Here is a 14,660-nt window from a genome sequence, read left to right as displayed (position 1 = left end):
GTGGCTAGTGGGGATGGCCCCGGCGTGGCCGTGTGTGCTTGCCGGCTGTGCGGCCACGCCGGGGGCGGATCTAGAACGCCGTCACGAACCGCGACAGCGCGTCGGCCAGCAGCGCCAGGCCGCCGAAGATGGCCCGGACGGCGTGCGCGGCGTTCTCGGGGTGGTTGAGGGCGAACGGGCCTAGGACGAGCCAGAAGGCGGCGAAGCCGCAGCGGCGCAGGAACATCAGGTCATCCCTTCAGAGCGTGTGGCCGTGGCCGTCGCAGTCGGGGCAGGTCGACCCGTCGGAGGCGACCCCGCCCCCGCCGCAGGTCCCGCAGACCCAGCCCCATACGACGCGCATCAGGCCGCCCGCCCGGCGTCGCCCTGCTCGTCCTGGTCGGTGCCGATGCGGATGTTGTCGCGGTAGCTCAGTTGCGCGTCGAGCTCGCGGCGGTTGCGGTCGGGGACATGGACGATGCGGTAGATGATGCGGCCGAAGGAGCGGGACGCGGTGTAGTGCCCGCCGAGGGGCCGGTCGTCGTCGGGCTCGACGCCCAGGAGCGCGGCGACGTGGTCGACCAGCGCGGCCGAGCAGTCGTCGTCGCAGTCGCGGGGGAAGACGTCGAAGGTCTCGCCGTACTCGGGAACCGGGACGGCGGGGTTGGCCTCCAGGAAGTCGGCCAGCGCCCGCAGGCCGGTGATGACCTGGTGTCGGGCGAACAGGTCACCGGGGACGACGGGGATCGGGTGCGAGTGCGCGGTCATGGTGCGATGCCTCCAGGCGGTTAGGCGACGGGTACGGGGTCGGTGCGGATCTGGCGGAGCAGGTCAGAGGCGAGCTGGTTGGACACCCCGAGGCGGGCGCGGAGCGCGTCACGGGTGATCGGCTTGCCGTGCCGGTCTTCGTACTCGGAGGCGACGCGGCGGGCGAAGTCGACCAGCGGCGTCGCCGGAGCGGGATCGGGCGAGGGCGCCGGGGATTCCTCGACGGCCGGGGCGGGGACGGGAATTTCGGTTTGCCCGTCCTGCGCGTCCTGGTCGTCGTCGGCCCGGCGGGTCTGGTGATCTTGGGTCAGCCGGACGGCCGGGACGCTGACGGAAGGTTCGGGCCGTTCGTCCTCCCACACCACCCACGGCGAGGACGGCGACGATGCCGAGGACGGGACGGCGGACGCGTCCGAGGACGGGACCCCGAAGGAGTCCGTGACGGCCAGGCTGTCCGGGACCAGGGCGGGCGAGGGATGCTCCGCCGCAGGTGTGGTCTTGCGGCGCTCCAGCATGGAGACCGCGACCAGGAACGCCATGGCGGGAGTGCCGGCAGTGATCCAGCCCCACACCGACCGATCCGCCTGCGCCAGGTTCGCGGCCAGCGACAGCAGGATGCCGCCGACCAGGACCAGCGTCGGCCACGACAGCCGCCCCGTCCGGCGTCCCGTGCGCTTGTCGCGCTGCCGCTCCCCCGCCGCCATGACGCAGGTCAGATCGATGCACACGGCGATGGCCCAGGCCATCCACCCCTGCTGACCGTGGTCGGTGGCCGTGTCACGGATGTGAGTGAACGACCCCGCCGCCGCAATACCGGCCAGGACCACCACCGGTGCGGAGTCGGCCACCACGGCGAGGACGCGCCGGGTCATGCCGCCCGCCGGACGTCGACCAGGGCCAGCAGCGCAGCCATCTCGGCGTCGCAGTGGTGCGTGTCGGCCCAGTCGTCGGCCTCCCCGGGCCGGGACGAGGCGAACGACTCGGCGCACCGCTGGCAGCGAGCGACGTGCAAGGACAGGAACTCATCCCACTCGACGCCGACCGGCCACACGTCCCACGACGACACCGCCGACGGCCGGGACGAGCGCGAGGACGGCGAGGACGAGCCGGAGGACGGGGACGGGACGACGGCGAACCGGGGACGAGGACGGGGACGAAAGACGCGGATGCGAGCGGTCATCGGGCAGCCTCCAGGACGGGTTTCGGGCATGGGTCGGGTAGGGACGTGGCGCGATCAGGGCTCACGCCGAGCCGGAAGAGGGAGAGAGAGAAGCGCCTAGGCGGCGGGGAAGAGGACCGGGACGGAGCAGATGAGGGTTTCCCAGTCCGGGGTCAGGTGCGCGTGTCCGCGCGCGGCTTGTTCTGCCTCATGCTCGGGGACGTAGACCGAGCGGGCGCGGTGCCAGGCGCCGTCTTGACCGGCGACCACGCACACGCCCGGAGTCTCGGCGGGGATGGCGCGGGCGGCGTCCAGGGCGGCCGGGTCCAGGTCGCCGAGCGTCATGTTCGCGGTCTCGGGATCGTTGACCCGGTGGCAGACCCGGCCGGAGAGCTGGGCGCGCAGGGCGGTGACGCCGGGTCCGAGGTCGGAGCCGATGCGCTGCCCGCACACGATCAGGTAGACCGCGAACGCCCGGCCGAGCTGCGCGACCCGCAGCAGCGCGGTAGCCGTCCGGGACACCTCCTCTTTCTCGGACTTGTCGGCCATCAGGAACAGTTCGGCGACCTCATCGACCAGGACCACCACCGGGACGGGCCGCAGGTGTTCCGGCAGCGTCCAGACGTTGCGGGCACCGTGCGCACGGCACAGGGCCATGCGGTTCTCGACCTCGCCGACGAGGTCGGAGAGCAGGTCGACGGACTCTTTGCGGTTGGTGGCCAGCGCCGACAGCCGCGGGGTGTACGGGGTGAACTCGACCCCGCCCTTGAGGTCGAAGCCCACCAGCGCGACCGGTTGCGGGGCCAGGTCACGGATGATGGCGTTCGCGAGGTTGGATTTGCCGGACTGTGTCGCTCCGGCGTTGAGCCAGTGCGGGACGGTGCGGAAGTCCATCACCCAGTCGGCCCCGTTCTCCAGCTTGCCGGGGCGGACCTTGAGTAGTTCGGCGGGCGCCGGCGACAGGGTCACCTCGGTGAGTGGGTCTCGCATCGTCGCCCACAGCGTCACGAACCCCGGCCGCACATCGACCACCCGCACTGAGTGCACGCGCCAGGCGTGCGCGATGCCTTCTGCTGCCTTTTCGTAGTCCGCCGGGACCTGCCCGTCGTGCAGGCGAAGCCGCATGCGCCAGCCCAGCCGGGTCGGCCGCAGCAGACCGAGCCGGGGAGCGCGTTCGACGTCGACTCGCCGCATCCGCCGCTTCTGCTGGACCATGGTCGCGGCCGAGCGGGACGCCAGCCCCATCACCGGGACGGCGTCGAAGGTGAGGCGGAACCGGCGCCGGTTGCGGGTCAGCTTGCAGCCGGACGCGACGTGATGCCATGTCAGGTACACCAGCGCGGCCCGCATCGGGAAGCCGACGCCGTACCAGAACGACACCGGGTGCCACTGGCGCCAGGCCCAGAGCCCGGCCGCCGCAGCGGCCGAGACCCCGAGCATCAGGTAGAAGTCAGTCATGACCAGGCCGCCGTTCAGGCCACGTCCGCCGCAGCGGAACCGGCCGGAGCGTCCGGCACAGCCACAGGACCGGCGAGCGCGATGCGGGACGCCCGGTAGGCGACACCCCACCGCTTCTGACCGTTGATGACCTGTTCCCAGGGGAAGGCCACCAGCCCGACCGGCGTCACGATCTGCCCGATCGTCACGTCCTGGTCGCCGGGCACCGACACGTTGACCAGTTCGACGCGGCCCATGGCGTCGGCCGCCGACAGCCCGACGGTGAACACCGTCTTGCCGTCACGATCCACCTTCACCTCCCCCGTCTCCTGATTCACCAGCTTGGGACGCGGCGCGGACACGCACACGAACGTGAGCGCCGACAGATCCACCGGGATGTTGCGCACGAGGAACCTCCAGAGTTCCGAAGACCACTTGGGCAACATAGTCTACTTGGCCGTCTAAGTTGTCAAGGACAGCATGGTTTTCTTGGCGGGTCGGGTGTGCTGAACTTGAGTCCGAGCCCCCGACGGAAGGCAGATGAGTGGTCGAGAGGACCGGACGGCCCGGGTACCTACAGATAGCCGATGACCTGCGGCAACAGATCCGGGACGGGCGACTCGCCGCCGGGCAGGCCCTACCGTCGACGGCCCGGCTCCGCGAGGAGTACGACGTGTCCGCCGGGGTCGTGAAGGCCGCCATCAGCGTGTTGCGGACCGAAGGGGCCGTGATCGGCCAGCAGGGCAAGGGCGTGTTCGTCCGCGACCAGGCCGACGCCCCGCCGTCCGTCCAGGCCGCGCCGGCGACCGGCGAGGACGATGTGGCGATGAAGCAGCTCACGGAAGTCCTCACCGCTATCCGCGATCTCGGAGAGCGGGTCGCGCGGATCGAGCGGGCCGTTTTCCCAGAGCCTCCGCGAGCTGGTCAGTCCGGCAAATGAGCTCGTCGAGCTCGGCAAGAACCAGCTCCAACAGCTCCTGCGGTGTCCGCCCCTGCTCGTCGCCGCCAGCCACTGGCGATCGCCTCCTGCTGTGATCCGACTCTCATCCGGCACAGCAATATTCGTGTCAGGGGAGGCTTCCAGCCCATCACTATTCTCTCATCGGGTTCTTTCACGTCCGTTTATACGTCCGCTTTCACACCCCCATGGCAGAGGCTCGGGACATGCGCTTTTGTGCCGACATCTGCGGCGAAACGGAAGGCCACGAATGACCACGACCAAGCAGCGTCCCGGTTGGCAGCCCACGAGACTGCGCGAGCGTCGAGAGACCCACGGCCTGAGTCTTGAGGCCGCCGGTGACAAGTTGCGCGTAGTGGCCGAGCGGGGCGGGCTCAGAGTCGCGGCGAACTTCCAGACGCTATGGGGCCACGAGAGCGGCAGCATGTACCCGGGGCCGCACTACCGCCGCGCCTACTGCCTCATGTATGAGGCCACCGAGCCCGAGCTTGGCTTTCGCCTTCCACTCCCCGGCGAGGAGACCGGAGACCTGACGCTCCCGCTCCCCGCGCCGCTCAGCCCCGCGGCCACCGAGGACGCCGCCAACGCCATCACCCAGGGGCTCGACCGCGTCTCCGACCAGACCCAGGACCGGGACCACACCGCCGGCGACGCCCTCAAGGCCCGGGTGGTCAGCGCATGGCGAGGCCGAGCCATGAGCGGCAGCATCGGCACGACCACGCTCGTCCTGGTCGGAGGCTACGCCGGATCAGGCAAGACGGAGTTCGCGCGCTTCCTCGGGGACGTGTCCGGATGGGCTTTTCTGGACAAGGACTCGATCACCCGCCGCCTCACCGAACGCCTCCTGATCTCGATGGACGGCGACCCGCACGACCGCCACACCGACCTCTACCTGAAAGAGGTCAGGCCCCTGGAATACAAATGCCTCATGGACACCGCGAACGACAACATCGATTGCGGCGTATCCACGATCCTCGCCGCCCCGTTCATCTCCGAGCTCAACGACGAGGCATGGTTGGGACGCCTCACCAACCGGTGCAAGGCCAAGGGCGTGGACGTCGCGGTGATCTGGGTCCGGTGCGACGTCGACTCCATGCGCGAGTACATCGAGTTCCGCGACGCCCCGCGCGACGCGTGGAAGCTGGCGAACTGGGACGAGTACGCCGCCGGACTCAACACCGAGACCAGCCCGCCCGGCGTTCACCTCACCGTCGACAACCGCCTAGGCGCAGCGATCAGCATCGCCGACCAGACGCGCGAAGCCCTGCGTAGGGTCTTGTCATGACCAGCCCCGGCGTGATCCTGTACGGCCCGCCGACCAGCGGCAAGGACACCACCACAGCCGAACTCGCCCGCCTGGACGACCGGTACGCCCTACTGCCGAAGCTCAAGACCGGCACCGGCCGCAGCACCGGCTACCGGCTCGTCTCCGACGCCGAACGCGAGACGCTCCGCGGCGCGGGCCGCCTGGTCGTCGAGACGCGCCGCTACGGCAACGTCTACGCCATCGACCGCCAGGACATCGCCGCCCTGGTCGACGCCCACCGCGTCCCCGTCGTCCACATGGGCAACGTCGCCGACCTGAAACGCCTATGCGCAGCCGTCCCGCTCGCATGGACAAGCGTCCTGCTGTGGGTACCGCGCGAGGTCTGCGCGAAGCGCTCGGAGCACCGAGGCGACAGCGACACCCCGAAGCGCCTCGAGGCATGGGACGAGACCCTCGCCGACCTCCGGACCACGGCCGAGACGCCGGTCTTCAACACGATCATCCACACCGACCACACCGACGCAACAGAGACGGCCCGCCGCGTCATCGCCGCTGTAGCCGCCGGCCCCGGCGAGCCCGTCGCCATCCCGGCCGACCTCACGTAGTGGACCGCGCGGCAGGGCCGTCCGACGACACGCCAGCCGTCTACCCTGCCGCGCGGCCGTCCTCACGGCCAAGGCCACCCGTCCGACGCTTGGATGGCCACGGCCAGCTCTCGTAGCGTCAGCGCCTCCACCAGGCGCCACCTCCCGGACGCGGGCACCATCGCCCAGTACGCCCGCGTGTACGTCCCCCACCAGCACGGCACACCGAAGCGCGCCGCAAGCTCGACCAGCGCCGCCCCGGCGTCCATCACATGCCGCCTGGGCTCCGAACCCGCATCGCCAGGTCCAGCCATGGCGGCCGCAACGAGGCCGCCACCGCCGAAGCGGCCAGGTCGACACGGCCGCACGGGGCGAGCAGATCACCGGTACTCGACCGGAACCACCAGCCGTCAGCCTCACGGACGACCGAGACGCTGTCCCCGAGGCACGGCGCGTCCGCCGAGTACACCCGCAGCATCACGGGCGACTCGGTGTACAGGCGCTCAACCGTCCACCCGTCCCGCTGCAGCGCACGCCGCAGCCGCCCCAGGTACAGCCGAGCGCGCCACGGCCGAGGCGACGCGGCCAGTGCATCCGGGGGGACAAGCACCGGCCGCGCCACCTCAACCTCCCCCGGGGCCGCCCCGGACTCGTTAGCGGCCCCGTCCGGTGATGGCACGGGAGCAGACACCATCACCAGGCCCTCTTGGTCGTACCGGCCGCACGCTCGCGCTCCTCGACGAGCGCCGTCCGCAGCGCCTCAGCGTCCGACCGGATCACCGTCGGGTCAACACCCGCCGCCCGATCGAGCAGCGTGGCGACCCAGTCGCCGGCCTGCCCGTCCCAGCGTCGAGACCTCCAGATGCGATGCCCCGTGAACTCCTCCTGGAGCTGGCGGAGAACCGCGTCTTCCCTTGGCGCATGTGTCTGCATCGTGGGTGTCCTTGCGATCGAACGGCGAGCCCGCCGAGCAGGCCCGAACGGCACGACCACCAGCGTCCCTCCGTCCCACGATCGACAAAGGAGCCTGACAGGGGGCCAGGTGTGGGCCACACTCGATGACGGGAGGTGGCCACGGCATGACCACCGAGAAGCGACGGGACTTCGGCGCCTACCTCAGGCGCCTACGAGGCAGCAGAAGCCAAAGCGCACTCGCCGCCGAGCTATGCGCCCTCATCGGCTCTGACACCCTCACCCGACACGAGATCTCCCGCTGGGAACGCGGCGAGCGCATACCCGACGACTGGTTGCCACACCTCGCGCGCGTCCATAACGTCCCGCTCACCGTCTTGGAGCGCATGGCAGCCGAGGCCCGCGGCAAGACTCCCGGCGCGGACGGTGCCCCGTTCGATCTCTCGCCGTTCTTCCCCGACACCGTCCCGCTCGCCACGCGCCTGGCGAACGCCTGGCACGGCCGCGCCGTCGCCAATGCCGGAGGCAACCCCACGCTCGTCCTGGTCGGCGGCTACGCCGGATCCGGCAAGACCGAGTTCGCCCGTTTCCTCTCCGACCTGTCCGGCTGGGCCTTCCTCGACAAGGACGCCCTCACCCGCCGCCTGGCCGAGCGCCTGCTCATCTCGCTCAACGGCGACCCGCACGACCGCCACACCGACCTCTACCGCGCCGAGGTCCGCCCGCACGAGTACCGGTGCATGATGAACGCCGCCTACGCCAACATCGACTGCGGCGTCTCGATCATCCTCGCGGCCCCGTTCATCGACGAACTCAACAACCCCTCATGGCTGCCACGCCTCACCCACCGCTGCCAGGCCAAGGGCGTGGACGTCACCGCGATCTGGGTACACAGCGACATCGACACCATGCACGAGTACATCGAGCTACGCGACGCCGCCCGCGACGGCTGGAAACTCGCCCACTGGGACGAATACACCGCCGGCCTCAACACCGAAGACCCACCCGAGGCCGCACACCTCACCATCGACAACCGCCTAGGCGCCGCCGTCAGCCTCGCCGACCAGACCCGCCGAGCCCTCACCAAGCTCATCCCATAACCCCAGGTCAGCCAGGCCGTACCCGTGCCCGATGAGAACTTTCTCTACGTCTTCAAGGGCGCCCGCTCCGCGGCCGCCGCCGGACGGTCCGGGCCGGGCATGCGGCCTCTCCGGGCCGACCCGCCCCGGGCCGACCGGCCAGGCAGAGCGGTTTCCTTCATACACAAGCCATCGACTGTGCATGCTGTCGATAGGGTCACCTTGGTGTCAGGCAAGACACGCCTGATCATTTCGGCTGCGTCTGCTGTGGAGGTAAAGCAATGCCGTCGACGCTGACTGGTCTCGTTATGTTCATTGTGCTGTTGCTCCCTGGCTTCGCATATTTGGTTGGTAGAGAACGTGCTGGAGTCGAACGCAAGCCGACAGCGCTTCGTGAGTTGATCTCTATTGTCTCGGCTGGTGTCGTAGCTGATTTGACCGTCATCACTGTTGCCTGGCCTTTGTGGTCATGGGCACTTGACGAAAATGCCCTTTTTGCCAGCCCAGCAAAATACTGGCGGATGCACCCGGGTCTAGTCAGCTTCTGGGCACTCGCTCTTTTGGTCGTTGCGACGCTAGGGGCATTCCTAGCGACAGCTGAATTTTCACGTCAAATGGTCGCTCGAATTATAGGCGAATATCCGCATGAATCCACAGTTTCGGCTTGGTGGCGACTCTTTGAGCTCTGGAAACCTGATTTGGATAAGCAGGTAGGCTGTCTCCTCGAAGATGGGTCCTACGTTGAGGGGATTCTTGCATCATTCAACCGTGCAGGAGATGACCTACCGGATCGAGATCTGATTTTGGTCGAACCAATTCTGTACCGCCCGCCGGACGGCGAGCAGGCGACGCCACACCCTGTCGGTGCTGTCTGTGTTCCCGCTAGGAAAATAGTGCTGATGACCGTCAATTACCTCCTTGCCCCTGGCCCTTAGACTTGGGGGGAAGGGGCGGGGCGGGGGGTTTGGCCGATGGCTCCTTGCCGCTCCCTTGCTGACCTCCCCGCACGCCTCGTTGCCCCTTTTGTCCCTCCTCTACGCGCCTCTGCCCCCTTTCTTCACTTCTGTCCGGCTTTGTCCCCTTGTCGCGCTTATCTTGAGGCATCTGATTCCTTCCCTTTGGTTGCTCGGTGATTGCTCCTCTGACCATACCGAAATCCGTGAAGGTCGGCATGCCGCGCGATGCACAGGCGAAGGTTGCAAGATCGTCGATACAGGCCGCCAATCGAACGTTCGCGAACCAGGGGGCTGCGCCGCCCCCTGGACCCCCGCGAGCCGGGGCACTCATTCGCGCGAGACGGTCTGTCGCACCTTGCGCGTCGTTCGCGCGAACGAGCACCCCGGACCGGTCGGCGAGTGGGGCTCGGGGCGTTGTCAATACAGGCGCTAAAGGCGAATCTGGATGAGTCTGTACGTTCTTGAAATGCAAGGCGTCCGAGATGACTTTCTAGCCCAACCCTGAGGAGTAATGGTTCTCAATAGCCCCCGTATCCTCGCTTCTTTGCGATCTCCAGTCGCTTGCGAAAACATTTCCGAGCCGCTGGGGAGTACGCGACATTGGCCGCCCAAGATAGCTCAACCATTAGTTGTCTTATTCGCATTGGCGGCAGCCCCTGCCCGAAGCGCTTCTGACCTGCACTTTCCCCTACGCCAAGTGCGGCACTGATTTCTGACCAAGGATGCCCCTGGCAGCGCGCTTGAACTACCAGATCGCGGAGCACAACTGGTGCGGCCCACTCGATCTCGCGTGCAAAGACCAAAGGGGAGATTTGCTCAATCAGGTTCTCATCGCTGAACTCTGAGAGGTTGACGCGTGGCCCCCTTTTCATCGGACGATGGCCAAACCGCTTATGCGCCGCGGTCTTGTTCGTATGAAGCAACCCGCCAATCTGTTCCCAGGTAAAGCCAGTGCTTCTGAGACGGACGACCTCCTCTCCGAGCCGCTGCGCGCTTCGACTCTCCTCAATCGACGCGCAGATCATGGCGTCAATGAGCCAACTCGGTTCCTGGAGGGCGGCACAACTCGGGGCCTCCTTCAGTATGAAGTCAAAGATCCTGTAGCGCAGGATCCGGACTACGCCGTGTCGATCATCCGTAGACCCGCGAACTCTGTGCAGCGCCATCCAATCCGTCGGGAAGGCAACCCACAGCCACGATTCGATCATGCCGGAACCTCCCCGTTTGTAGCCCGGATTCGGGGCCTCACTAAGTATACGCCTCGGTCTACTCTGACGATTGTCCCCACGCCACGTGATCGCGAACGTCCACCCAGAGTGGAGCGCAAACGTCCACGATGGGTGGGGCCGCCTTTGCGTCAAAAATTTGACCGATCTTGCTCCGCAGCAGCTAGACGGCCTGTAACACGTCCGCCGGGCCACTCATGGGTACGAAGCCTCGCCTAACTGTCACATTGGTTCCATCGCGCTCGCGCGACTACCGCTCAGTCCAGTGCCATCATCATGAACGTCTGCCAGCCAACTGAGCGTTCTGGCAACAGATTCTTTCCGATCAAGAAAGCAGGTCCGTCACGATGGCTCGCCACCAACATCCTTCTCAGCGGGAACCAAAAAGGATCACAGACCATCTGACGGCCGTATCCGTCCTCATCACCGCCATAGCAGGACTCGTCACCGCCGTAGTTACTCTGATCCACAGTCTGACGTAGAAGGCTGGTGTCTGAGCAGTCGTATGCGATCTAGTACGGAAATCGCACTTGGTCCTATCGGTTGTGAGGTCCCCCCCGCGCTGCGCCGCCTCCGGTGTTCGGGCCGTGGTTGGCCTTGCGGACTAAAGTCGGTTTGCCCTCCGATCCGTGGGTGCTGCCGCAGGTCAGTAGGGTTGCTGTCCAGCAGTTGAGTACAGCAAACGTAGGCTCACAACGGCTTACGTAGCCGGTACGCCGGCACGTTGCAAACCGGGTGGTGCGATAAAGGTCCGTGATCGCCGATCGATCGGGACGAAGAGGTCATGCGGCAGGCGTCGCTGAAGAGGTGGTTGAGCAAGGTCGAACCGGGGGCTCACGCCGCTCCTGGGTCCCCCGTGAGCCGGGGCAGCCGTTCGCGCGAGACGGTCTGTTACATCTTGCGCGCCGTGCGTGCGAACGAGTCCGCACCGGCTGGCGCGGAGTGCTCGGGTTTGCTCACGGAGCTGCTAACAGCGGGGCCTGGACGCTGGTGGAACCGAGGCGTTTCCGGGGCGGGCTGCCTAGCAGGTCAGCAGACGGGTCAGAACGAGTGTGGATCTTGCTTGTGAGGCTCGTAGCGAGCCGGCCACGCACCGGCGCCAAGAGACCTGGCGGTTACGGGTGGAGGCCGGCCGTTCGGTGTAGGTAGTGGCGGACGACGGGCGATTAGCGGGCGATTAGCCACGGTGATCAAGGGGCATTCACGGTCACTCGCGGAACGCGTTAGTCCCAGGTCGGCAGCCTGACGGCCGTGATCGGTTTGATTCCCAAGCTGAAGGTTCGGGGTTCAGCCGTCGTCCTTGATCCTCGTATGGACGTACGTGATGAGGTGATCTGGACACGTGGCGATCGACTCGCCGTTTGGGTAGACGATCGTGAACTCCGCCTCACGCCCGCAGACCTCAGAACCTCCCTGGGCACATTTGCGCGCCCTGCTCTTCTCTGCCCTCGGCGTGTAGTGGTCGGCGCTCCACCCCTTGACTTCGATCTGTGCCATGGTGCGTCCTTCAGCAGGTTGGCCGCTTCGAGGCTCACGGTAGACCGCGTCGGCCGAAGAGCGTAGAGCCTAGGGGAAGCTCGCCATGCCGAATACCGGCCGAAGTCTGGGGACCGGTCGGCGTAGCTGCAGGTCAGGCGCGTTTGACGGTTGGGACTGTAAATCCGCTGTGGCCCAGTGCAGCGCCCGCCGCCTCCTTCCCTGGGTTGGTGCAACTTCTGGCGCTGGGCCTAGCGTCTTGAGACGATCACCAGGCCAGGGACCTGGTGATGCGGAGGTAGTGACATGCGGGCGCGACGCCCCTCGCCGGAGCAAGCGGTAGCGCACTTGGTGTCCGTCGCCTTCATGCAGATCCGGGCCACGGCGGGCCGGCGCAGGCCGGTAGGACTGCCCGCTCAGGACCAGTGCGAGGACTTCGCCTTGTGGATCCGCGAACTCGCCGATGCGTGTCTAAGCCTCACGGGTTCTCTGGGTCACAAGCGGAGACGCGAACGTCGCCGGCGAGCTACTGCACAACTTGGGTACCTGTGGAAGGTGGCCTCACCGAGGCAACTGGGGTGGGCCTGCGATCAATTGGACAGGATCGGCTACGACTACGGCGACTTGATGCGGCTTCGCGACCAGGCACACGCCAAGCTCCGAGAGGACGGTCACCTTCCGAGCGACTGAGCGTGCTAGCGGCGGTGCTAACAACGGGGTTGGATGATCTTGGACGGGTGTGGACGGGCGGGACGTCGCGGGGCTGGCCAGGGGACTTGTGGGGACAGCCCTGGACGGTCCTGAGCTCGCTTGTAAACAGCAGGTTTGGCATCTTCGCTGCCTGCGAAAAATCTTCAAGCTATCTAAAGTTGCTGCGACCTTCGCAGGAACGCGGCAACACCTGCCTCAGGTCTAGCTGATGCGTCCGAGAGCGGTCCTTTTAGTACTCGGGAAGTCGCCTGGCAGCTTGTTCGAGACGTGAGACGGCGCTGTCGAGCGCTTCAGGCACGTAGCTGTGGTGCGCTAGTTTGTCAGCGGCCAGGTTAAGCAGCTCGATCCTCTCAAAACCGCCGAAGTGTGTCAGTTTGTCAGCCGCCAGGTTGAGCAGCTCCACCATTTCAGGATTAAGGCTCTGACGTTGTATGGCATACGCTTCTGTCAGTTCCTCGATGAGGCTGCGCATCACAGACGCTGCTTCTTGGTCGGACGTCTCCAAGCGTGCGATGGCCCTCAACATGAGGGCGTCATGCTGCTGGAGACCGTCCGCGACGATCTTCCGTAGTCCAGAGGGGCTGACTTCACGAAGACGTTTCACTGCCTCGTTGGGATCAGCTTCGTGCTGAGCCTTCCAACGGTGCAGGACGGCGACGGGATACCGTGGCGCGTTGTCAAGTTTGTCGATCAAACTGTGATGAGGATGGCAGAAAATCATGAGATTCTCGATGGCACGACGCTCATCGTCAGTCATGGAGGAGTCGTAGCGTGGACCATTGCAGTTAGCGGCACGGATATGTGCGATCTGGCCAATCAGGTGCCAGTAGCCATCTCTCTCGCGGAACACCGGATCAGGGCAACCTGGGTAGTAGCAGAGTCCGCCGCTCAGATAGCCCAAGGATGACAGGGTGTTTCTGTCGTACGAACGCGGACCGGCCATGTCGGCTCCTCGTTCCTCATGGAGGGCTGCCTACAGTACAGAAGGTTCGACTCTTTGGAGAGTGTCTGGCAGGTGACTGTGCCGAATACAGGCCGAAGTTCGCCAAACGCTCGACGTAGACGCAGGCCAAAGGAGTTGAGCGGTGGGACTGTAAATCCGCCGCCCAGCGCGCCAAGGTCCGTACTGGTGTCAGCCGGTCCAGGTGATGTCGAAGACGCGGATGATTTCGGCTGTGTCGTCGACGTAGAAGGAGACCAGGCCGTAGGTGCCGAAGATGACTTGGCGGTATTCGGGTTCGTCGTTGGCGAGGGCCATGGCGTCCCAGGGGCGTTCGGCCACGTCGGCGAGGGAGGTCACCAGGGCGTCGAAGGCTACGGGAGGTAGGCCGGCGATCTGGGCGAGTGCGGTCGAGTGCAGCTCGACGCGGTAGTTCAACGAGCGCCGTCCGTGCGCTGGGACCATCCTGGGATCGCTTCGCTCGCGGGCGTGAAGACGGCCGGGTCGCCCGTGCGTGCTTGCTGTGCTCGTTCGGCGAAGTCGGGGCGGGCGTAGGCAGTGGCTCGCATGTGCCACAGGCGAAGGACCTCTTGGAGTTGGCGGTAGCGCCAGAGCTCGTGTGCGGCATCGAGGGCGCTGCGGTAGTCCTGTATGAACCGCTCTCGGTCGTCGTGGGGCAGGCGCCGGATGATGTCTTCCGGATCGAGTGGGCCATGATCGAGTGGTTCAGCCGTCATGACGCCCCTCCTCATTACTCAGTCCCCATGCCAGCCCTCACCATGAGTCTACGGGCTGGGCCGTCCGGTAGAGGGCGCATGCTGGGCGTTCGAAGGGGTGGCGCGCCCCGGTGGGTGGTCGTCGTCCTCCCCGTGCCACTGGCCGGGAAGTACAGCACGGAAGTACCGCAACAGAGGCTTACGACTGCTGGCACCCACGACTAGGCGCACACGGGTCTACCTGCGGTGATGGCCCTGGTTGTGGGGTGGCCGGTTTCTTGTAAACAGAAGGTTAGGGGTTCAAGTCCCCTCGCCGGCTCCCAGCTCAGAGGCCCCTCGCGATCACCGCAAGGGGCCTCTTGCACAACGGTGGGAGGCATGGGATTCAGCCACCGGACAGAGCGCCGCTCATGGCCGGGACTGTCTGAAAGTCTGTGGGTGAGGCGGTGATCGGTTTTCAGTTCAGGGTGATGCGGTCACCGTAGTGCAGCG

General features: G+C 66.3%; 19 protein-coding genes. 5 read left to right on the top strand and 14 right to left on the bottom strand.

Features of this window, described 5'->3' with window-relative positions:
- Nucleotides 1–70: 70 nt before the first annotated feature.
- The 6 genes from ABD296_RS32545 to ABD296_RS32520 form a co-directional block, all read right to left on the bottom strand.
- A complete protein-coding gene (locus ABD296_RS32545) occupies nucleotides 71–226 on the bottom strand; it encodes a hypothetical protein (RefSeq protein ID WP_344276003.1) in 156 nt (51 codons plus the stop codon).
- A gap of 116 nt (nucleotides 227–342) precedes the next feature.
- Complete coding sequence (locus ABD296_RS32540; protein WP_344276001.1) at nucleotides 343–747, bottom strand: hypothetical protein; 405 nt, start codon at nucleotides 745–747, stop codon at nucleotides 343–345.
- 20 nt (nucleotides 748–767) lie between these two features.
- Complete coding sequence (locus tag ABD296_RS32535; RefSeq protein WP_344275999.1) at nucleotides 768–1,619, bottom strand: DUF2637 domain-containing protein; 852 nt, start codon at nucleotides 1,617–1,619, stop codon at nucleotides 768–770.
- A complete protein-coding gene (locus tag ABD296_RS32530; RefSeq protein ID WP_344275996.1) occupies nucleotides 1,616–1,927 on the bottom strand; it encodes a hypothetical protein in 312 nt (103 codons plus the stop codon). The genes ABD296_RS32535 and ABD296_RS32530 overlap by 4 nt, the downstream gene beginning before the upstream one ends.
- Nucleotides 1,928–2,023: 96 nt before the next feature.
- Complete coding sequence (locus tag ABD296_RS32525; RefSeq protein WP_344275993.1) at nucleotides 2,024–3,364, bottom strand: FtsK/SpoIIIE domain-containing protein; 1,341 nt, start codon at nucleotides 3,362–3,364, stop codon at nucleotides 2,024–2,026.
- A gap of 14 nt (nucleotides 3,365–3,378) precedes the next feature.
- Complete coding sequence (locus ABD296_RS32520) at nucleotides 3,379–3,750, bottom strand: SCO3933 family regulatory protein (RefSeq protein ID WP_344275990.1); 372 nt, start codon at nucleotides 3,748–3,750, stop codon at nucleotides 3,379–3,381.
- Nucleotides 3,751–3,887: 137 nt separating this feature from the next.
- Here ABD296_RS32520 and ABD296_RS32515 point away from each other — a divergent pair, with 137 nt between their 5' ends.
- The 3 genes from ABD296_RS32515 (at nucleotide 3,888) to ABD296_RS32505 (ending at nucleotide 6,173) form a co-directional block, all read left to right on the top strand.
- Nucleotides 3,888–4,283 (top strand): winged helix-turn-helix domain-containing protein, encoded by a 396-nt coding sequence (locus ABD296_RS32515; RefSeq protein ID WP_344275987.1) that lies wholly within the window; start codon nucleotides 3,888–3,890, stop codon nucleotides 4,281–4,283.
- A gap of 268 nt (nucleotides 4,284–4,551) precedes the next feature.
- Nucleotides 4,552–5,586: an AAA family ATPase gene (locus ABD296_RS32510; protein ID WP_344275984.1), complete on the top strand. Its 1,035-nt coding sequence runs from the start codon at nucleotides 4,552–4,554 to the stop codon at nucleotides 5,584–5,586.
- Nucleotides 5,583–6,173 (top strand): ATP-binding protein, encoded by a 591-nt coding sequence (locus ABD296_RS32505; RefSeq protein ID WP_344275981.1) that lies wholly within the window; start codon nucleotides 5,583–5,585, stop codon nucleotides 6,171–6,173. The genes ABD296_RS32510 and ABD296_RS32505 overlap by 4 nt, the downstream gene beginning before the upstream one ends.
- Before the next feature lie 62 nt (nucleotides 6,174–6,235).
- Here ABD296_RS32505 and ABD296_RS32500 read toward each other — a convergent pair whose 3' ends face one another.
- From ABD296_RS32500 to ABD296_RS32490, 3 genes are all read right to left on the bottom strand, one after another.
- Complete coding sequence (locus tag ABD296_RS32500) at nucleotides 6,236–6,421, bottom strand: hypothetical protein (protein WP_344275978.1); 186 nt, start codon at nucleotides 6,419–6,421, stop codon at nucleotides 6,236–6,238.
- A complete protein-coding gene (locus tag ABD296_RS32495; RefSeq protein ID WP_344275975.1) occupies nucleotides 6,421–6,762 on the bottom strand; it encodes a hypothetical protein in 342 nt (113 codons plus the stop codon). The genes ABD296_RS32500 and ABD296_RS32495 overlap by 1 nt, the downstream gene beginning before the upstream one ends.
- 83 nt (nucleotides 6,763–6,845) lie before the next feature.
- Nucleotides 6,846–7,085, bottom strand: coding sequence for a hypothetical protein (locus ABD296_RS32490; RefSeq protein ID WP_344275972.1), 240 nt, complete (start codon nucleotides 7,083–7,085; stop codon nucleotides 6,846–6,848).
- Nucleotides 7,086–7,231: 146 nt separating this feature from the next.
- Between ABD296_RS32490 and ABD296_RS32485 the strand changes: the two genes are divergently transcribed.
- Both ABD296_RS32485 and ABD296_RS32480 read left to right on the top strand, forming a co-directional pair.
- Nucleotides 7,232–8,164 carry an AAA family ATPase gene (locus ABD296_RS32485; protein WP_344275969.1) on the top strand — a complete coding sequence of 311 codons (933 nt, stop codon included), beginning with the start codon at nucleotides 7,232–7,234 and terminating at the stop codon, nucleotides 8,162–8,164.
- A gap of 260 nt (nucleotides 8,165–8,424) precedes the next feature.
- A complete protein-coding gene (locus ABD296_RS32480) occupies nucleotides 8,425–9,078 on the top strand; it encodes a DUF6338 family protein (protein ID WP_344275967.1) in 654 nt (217 codons plus the stop codon).
- Between the two features lie 539 nt (nucleotides 9,079–9,617).
- On the opposite strand, the gene ABD296_RS32475 is transcribed toward ABD296_RS32480, so the two are convergent.
- The 5 genes from ABD296_RS32475 to ABD296_RS32455 all read right to left on the bottom strand — a co-directional run bounded on the left by ABD296_RS32475 (nucleotide 9,618) and on the right by ABD296_RS32455 (nucleotide 14,189).
- On the bottom strand, nucleotides 9,618–10,307 hold the full coding sequence (locus ABD296_RS32475) for a hypothetical protein (protein WP_344275964.1): 690 nt from the start codon (nucleotides 10,305–10,307) through the stop codon (nucleotides 9,618–9,620).
- Nucleotides 10,308–11,612: 1,305 nt separating this feature from the next.
- Nucleotides 11,613–11,822 carry a hypothetical protein gene (locus ABD296_RS32470; RefSeq protein ID WP_344275962.1) on the bottom strand — a complete coding sequence of 70 codons (210 nt, stop codon included), beginning with the start codon at nucleotides 11,820–11,822 and terminating at the stop codon, nucleotides 11,613–11,615.
- 919 nt (nucleotides 11,823–12,741) lie between these two features.
- Nucleotides 12,742–13,455 (bottom strand): hypothetical protein, encoded by a 714-nt coding sequence (locus tag ABD296_RS32465; RefSeq protein WP_344275959.1) that lies wholly within the window; start codon nucleotides 13,453–13,455, stop codon nucleotides 12,742–12,744.
- Nucleotides 13,456–13,644: 189 nt separating this feature from the next.
- Nucleotides 13,645–13,890 (bottom strand): type II toxin-antitoxin system RelE family toxin, encoded by a 246-nt coding sequence (locus ABD296_RS32460; protein WP_344275956.1) that lies wholly within the window; start codon nucleotides 13,888–13,890, stop codon nucleotides 13,645–13,647.
- Nucleotides 13,887–14,189 carry a DUF6247 family protein gene (locus ABD296_RS32455; protein WP_344275953.1) on the bottom strand — a complete coding sequence of 101 codons (303 nt, stop codon included), beginning with the start codon at nucleotides 14,187–14,189 and terminating at the stop codon, nucleotides 13,887–13,889. Before ABD296_RS32455 ends, ABD296_RS32460 begins: the two co-directional genes overlap by 4 nt.
- Nucleotides 14,190–14,660 lie beyond the last annotated feature (471 nt).

It is taken from the genome of Actinomadura napierensis (genome assembly GCF_039529375.1).
Lineage (GTDB): Bacteria > Actinomycetota > Actinomycetes > Streptosporangiales > Streptosporangiaceae > Spirillospora > Spirillospora napierensis.
This window is presented reverse-complemented; position numbering and strand designations above follow the sequence as displayed.

What these genes read in the sequence shown, in the direction of transcription:
- ABD296_RS32465 (WP_344275959.1), bottom strand. Translation starts at nt 13,455, where the DNA reads ATGGCCGGTCCGCGTTCGTACGACAGAAACACCCTGTCATCCTTGGGC.
- ABD296_RS32480 (WP_344275967.1), top strand. Translation starts at nt 8,425, where the DNA reads ATGCCGTCGACGCTGACTGGTCTCGTTATGTTCATTGTGCTGTTGCTC.
- ABD296_RS32475 (WP_344275964.1), bottom strand. Translation starts at nt 10,307, where the DNA reads ATGATCGAATCGTGGCTGTGGGTTGCCTTCCCGACGGATTGGATGGCG.
- ABD296_RS32490 (WP_344275972.1), bottom strand. Translation starts at nt 7,085, where the DNA reads ATGCAGACACATGCGCCAAGGGAAGACGCGGTTCTCCGCCAGCTCCAG.
- ABD296_RS32530 (WP_344275996.1), bottom strand. Translation starts at nt 1,927, where the DNA reads ATGACCGCTCGCATCCGCGTCTTTCGTCCCCGTCCTCGTCCCCGGTTC.
- ABD296_RS32510 (WP_344275984.1), top strand. Translation starts at nt 4,552, where the DNA reads ATGACCACGACCAAGCAGCGTCCCGGTTGGCAGCCCACGAGACTGCGC.
- ABD296_RS32525 (WP_344275993.1), bottom strand. Translation starts at nt 3,364, where the DNA reads ATGACTGACTTCTACCTGATGCTCGGGGTCTCGGCCGCTGCGGCGGCC.
- ABD296_RS32535 (WP_344275999.1), bottom strand. Translation starts at nt 1,619, where the DNA reads ATGACCCGGCGCGTCCTCGCCGTGGTGGCCGACTCCGCACCGGTGGTG.
- ABD296_RS32470 (WP_344275962.1), bottom strand. Translation starts at nt 11,822, where the DNA reads ATGGCACAGATCGAAGTCAAGGGGTGGAGCGCCGACCACTACACGCCG.
- ABD296_RS32540 (WP_344276001.1), bottom strand. Translation starts at nt 747, where the DNA reads ATGACCGCGCACTCGCACCCGATCCCCGTCGTCCCCGGTGACCTGTTC.
- ABD296_RS32485 (WP_344275969.1), top strand. Translation starts at nt 7,232, where the DNA reads ATGACCACCGAGAAGCGACGGGACTTCGGCGCCTACCTCAGGCGCCTA.
- ABD296_RS32455 (WP_344275953.1), bottom strand. Translation starts at nt 14,189, where the DNA reads ATGACGGCTGAACCACTCGATCATGGCCCACTCGATCCGGAAGACATC.
- ABD296_RS32500 (WP_344275978.1), bottom strand. Translation starts at nt 6,421, where the DNA reads ATGGACGCCGGGGCGGCGCTGGTCGAGCTTGCGGCGCGCTTCGGTGTG.
- ABD296_RS32545 (WP_344276003.1), bottom strand. Translation starts at nt 226, where the DNA reads ATGTTCCTGCGCCGCTGCGGCTTCGCCGCCTTCTGGCTCGTCCTAGGC.
- ABD296_RS32505 (WP_344275981.1), top strand. Translation starts at nt 5,583, where the DNA reads ATGACCAGCCCCGGCGTGATCCTGTACGGCCCGCCGACCAGCGGCAAG.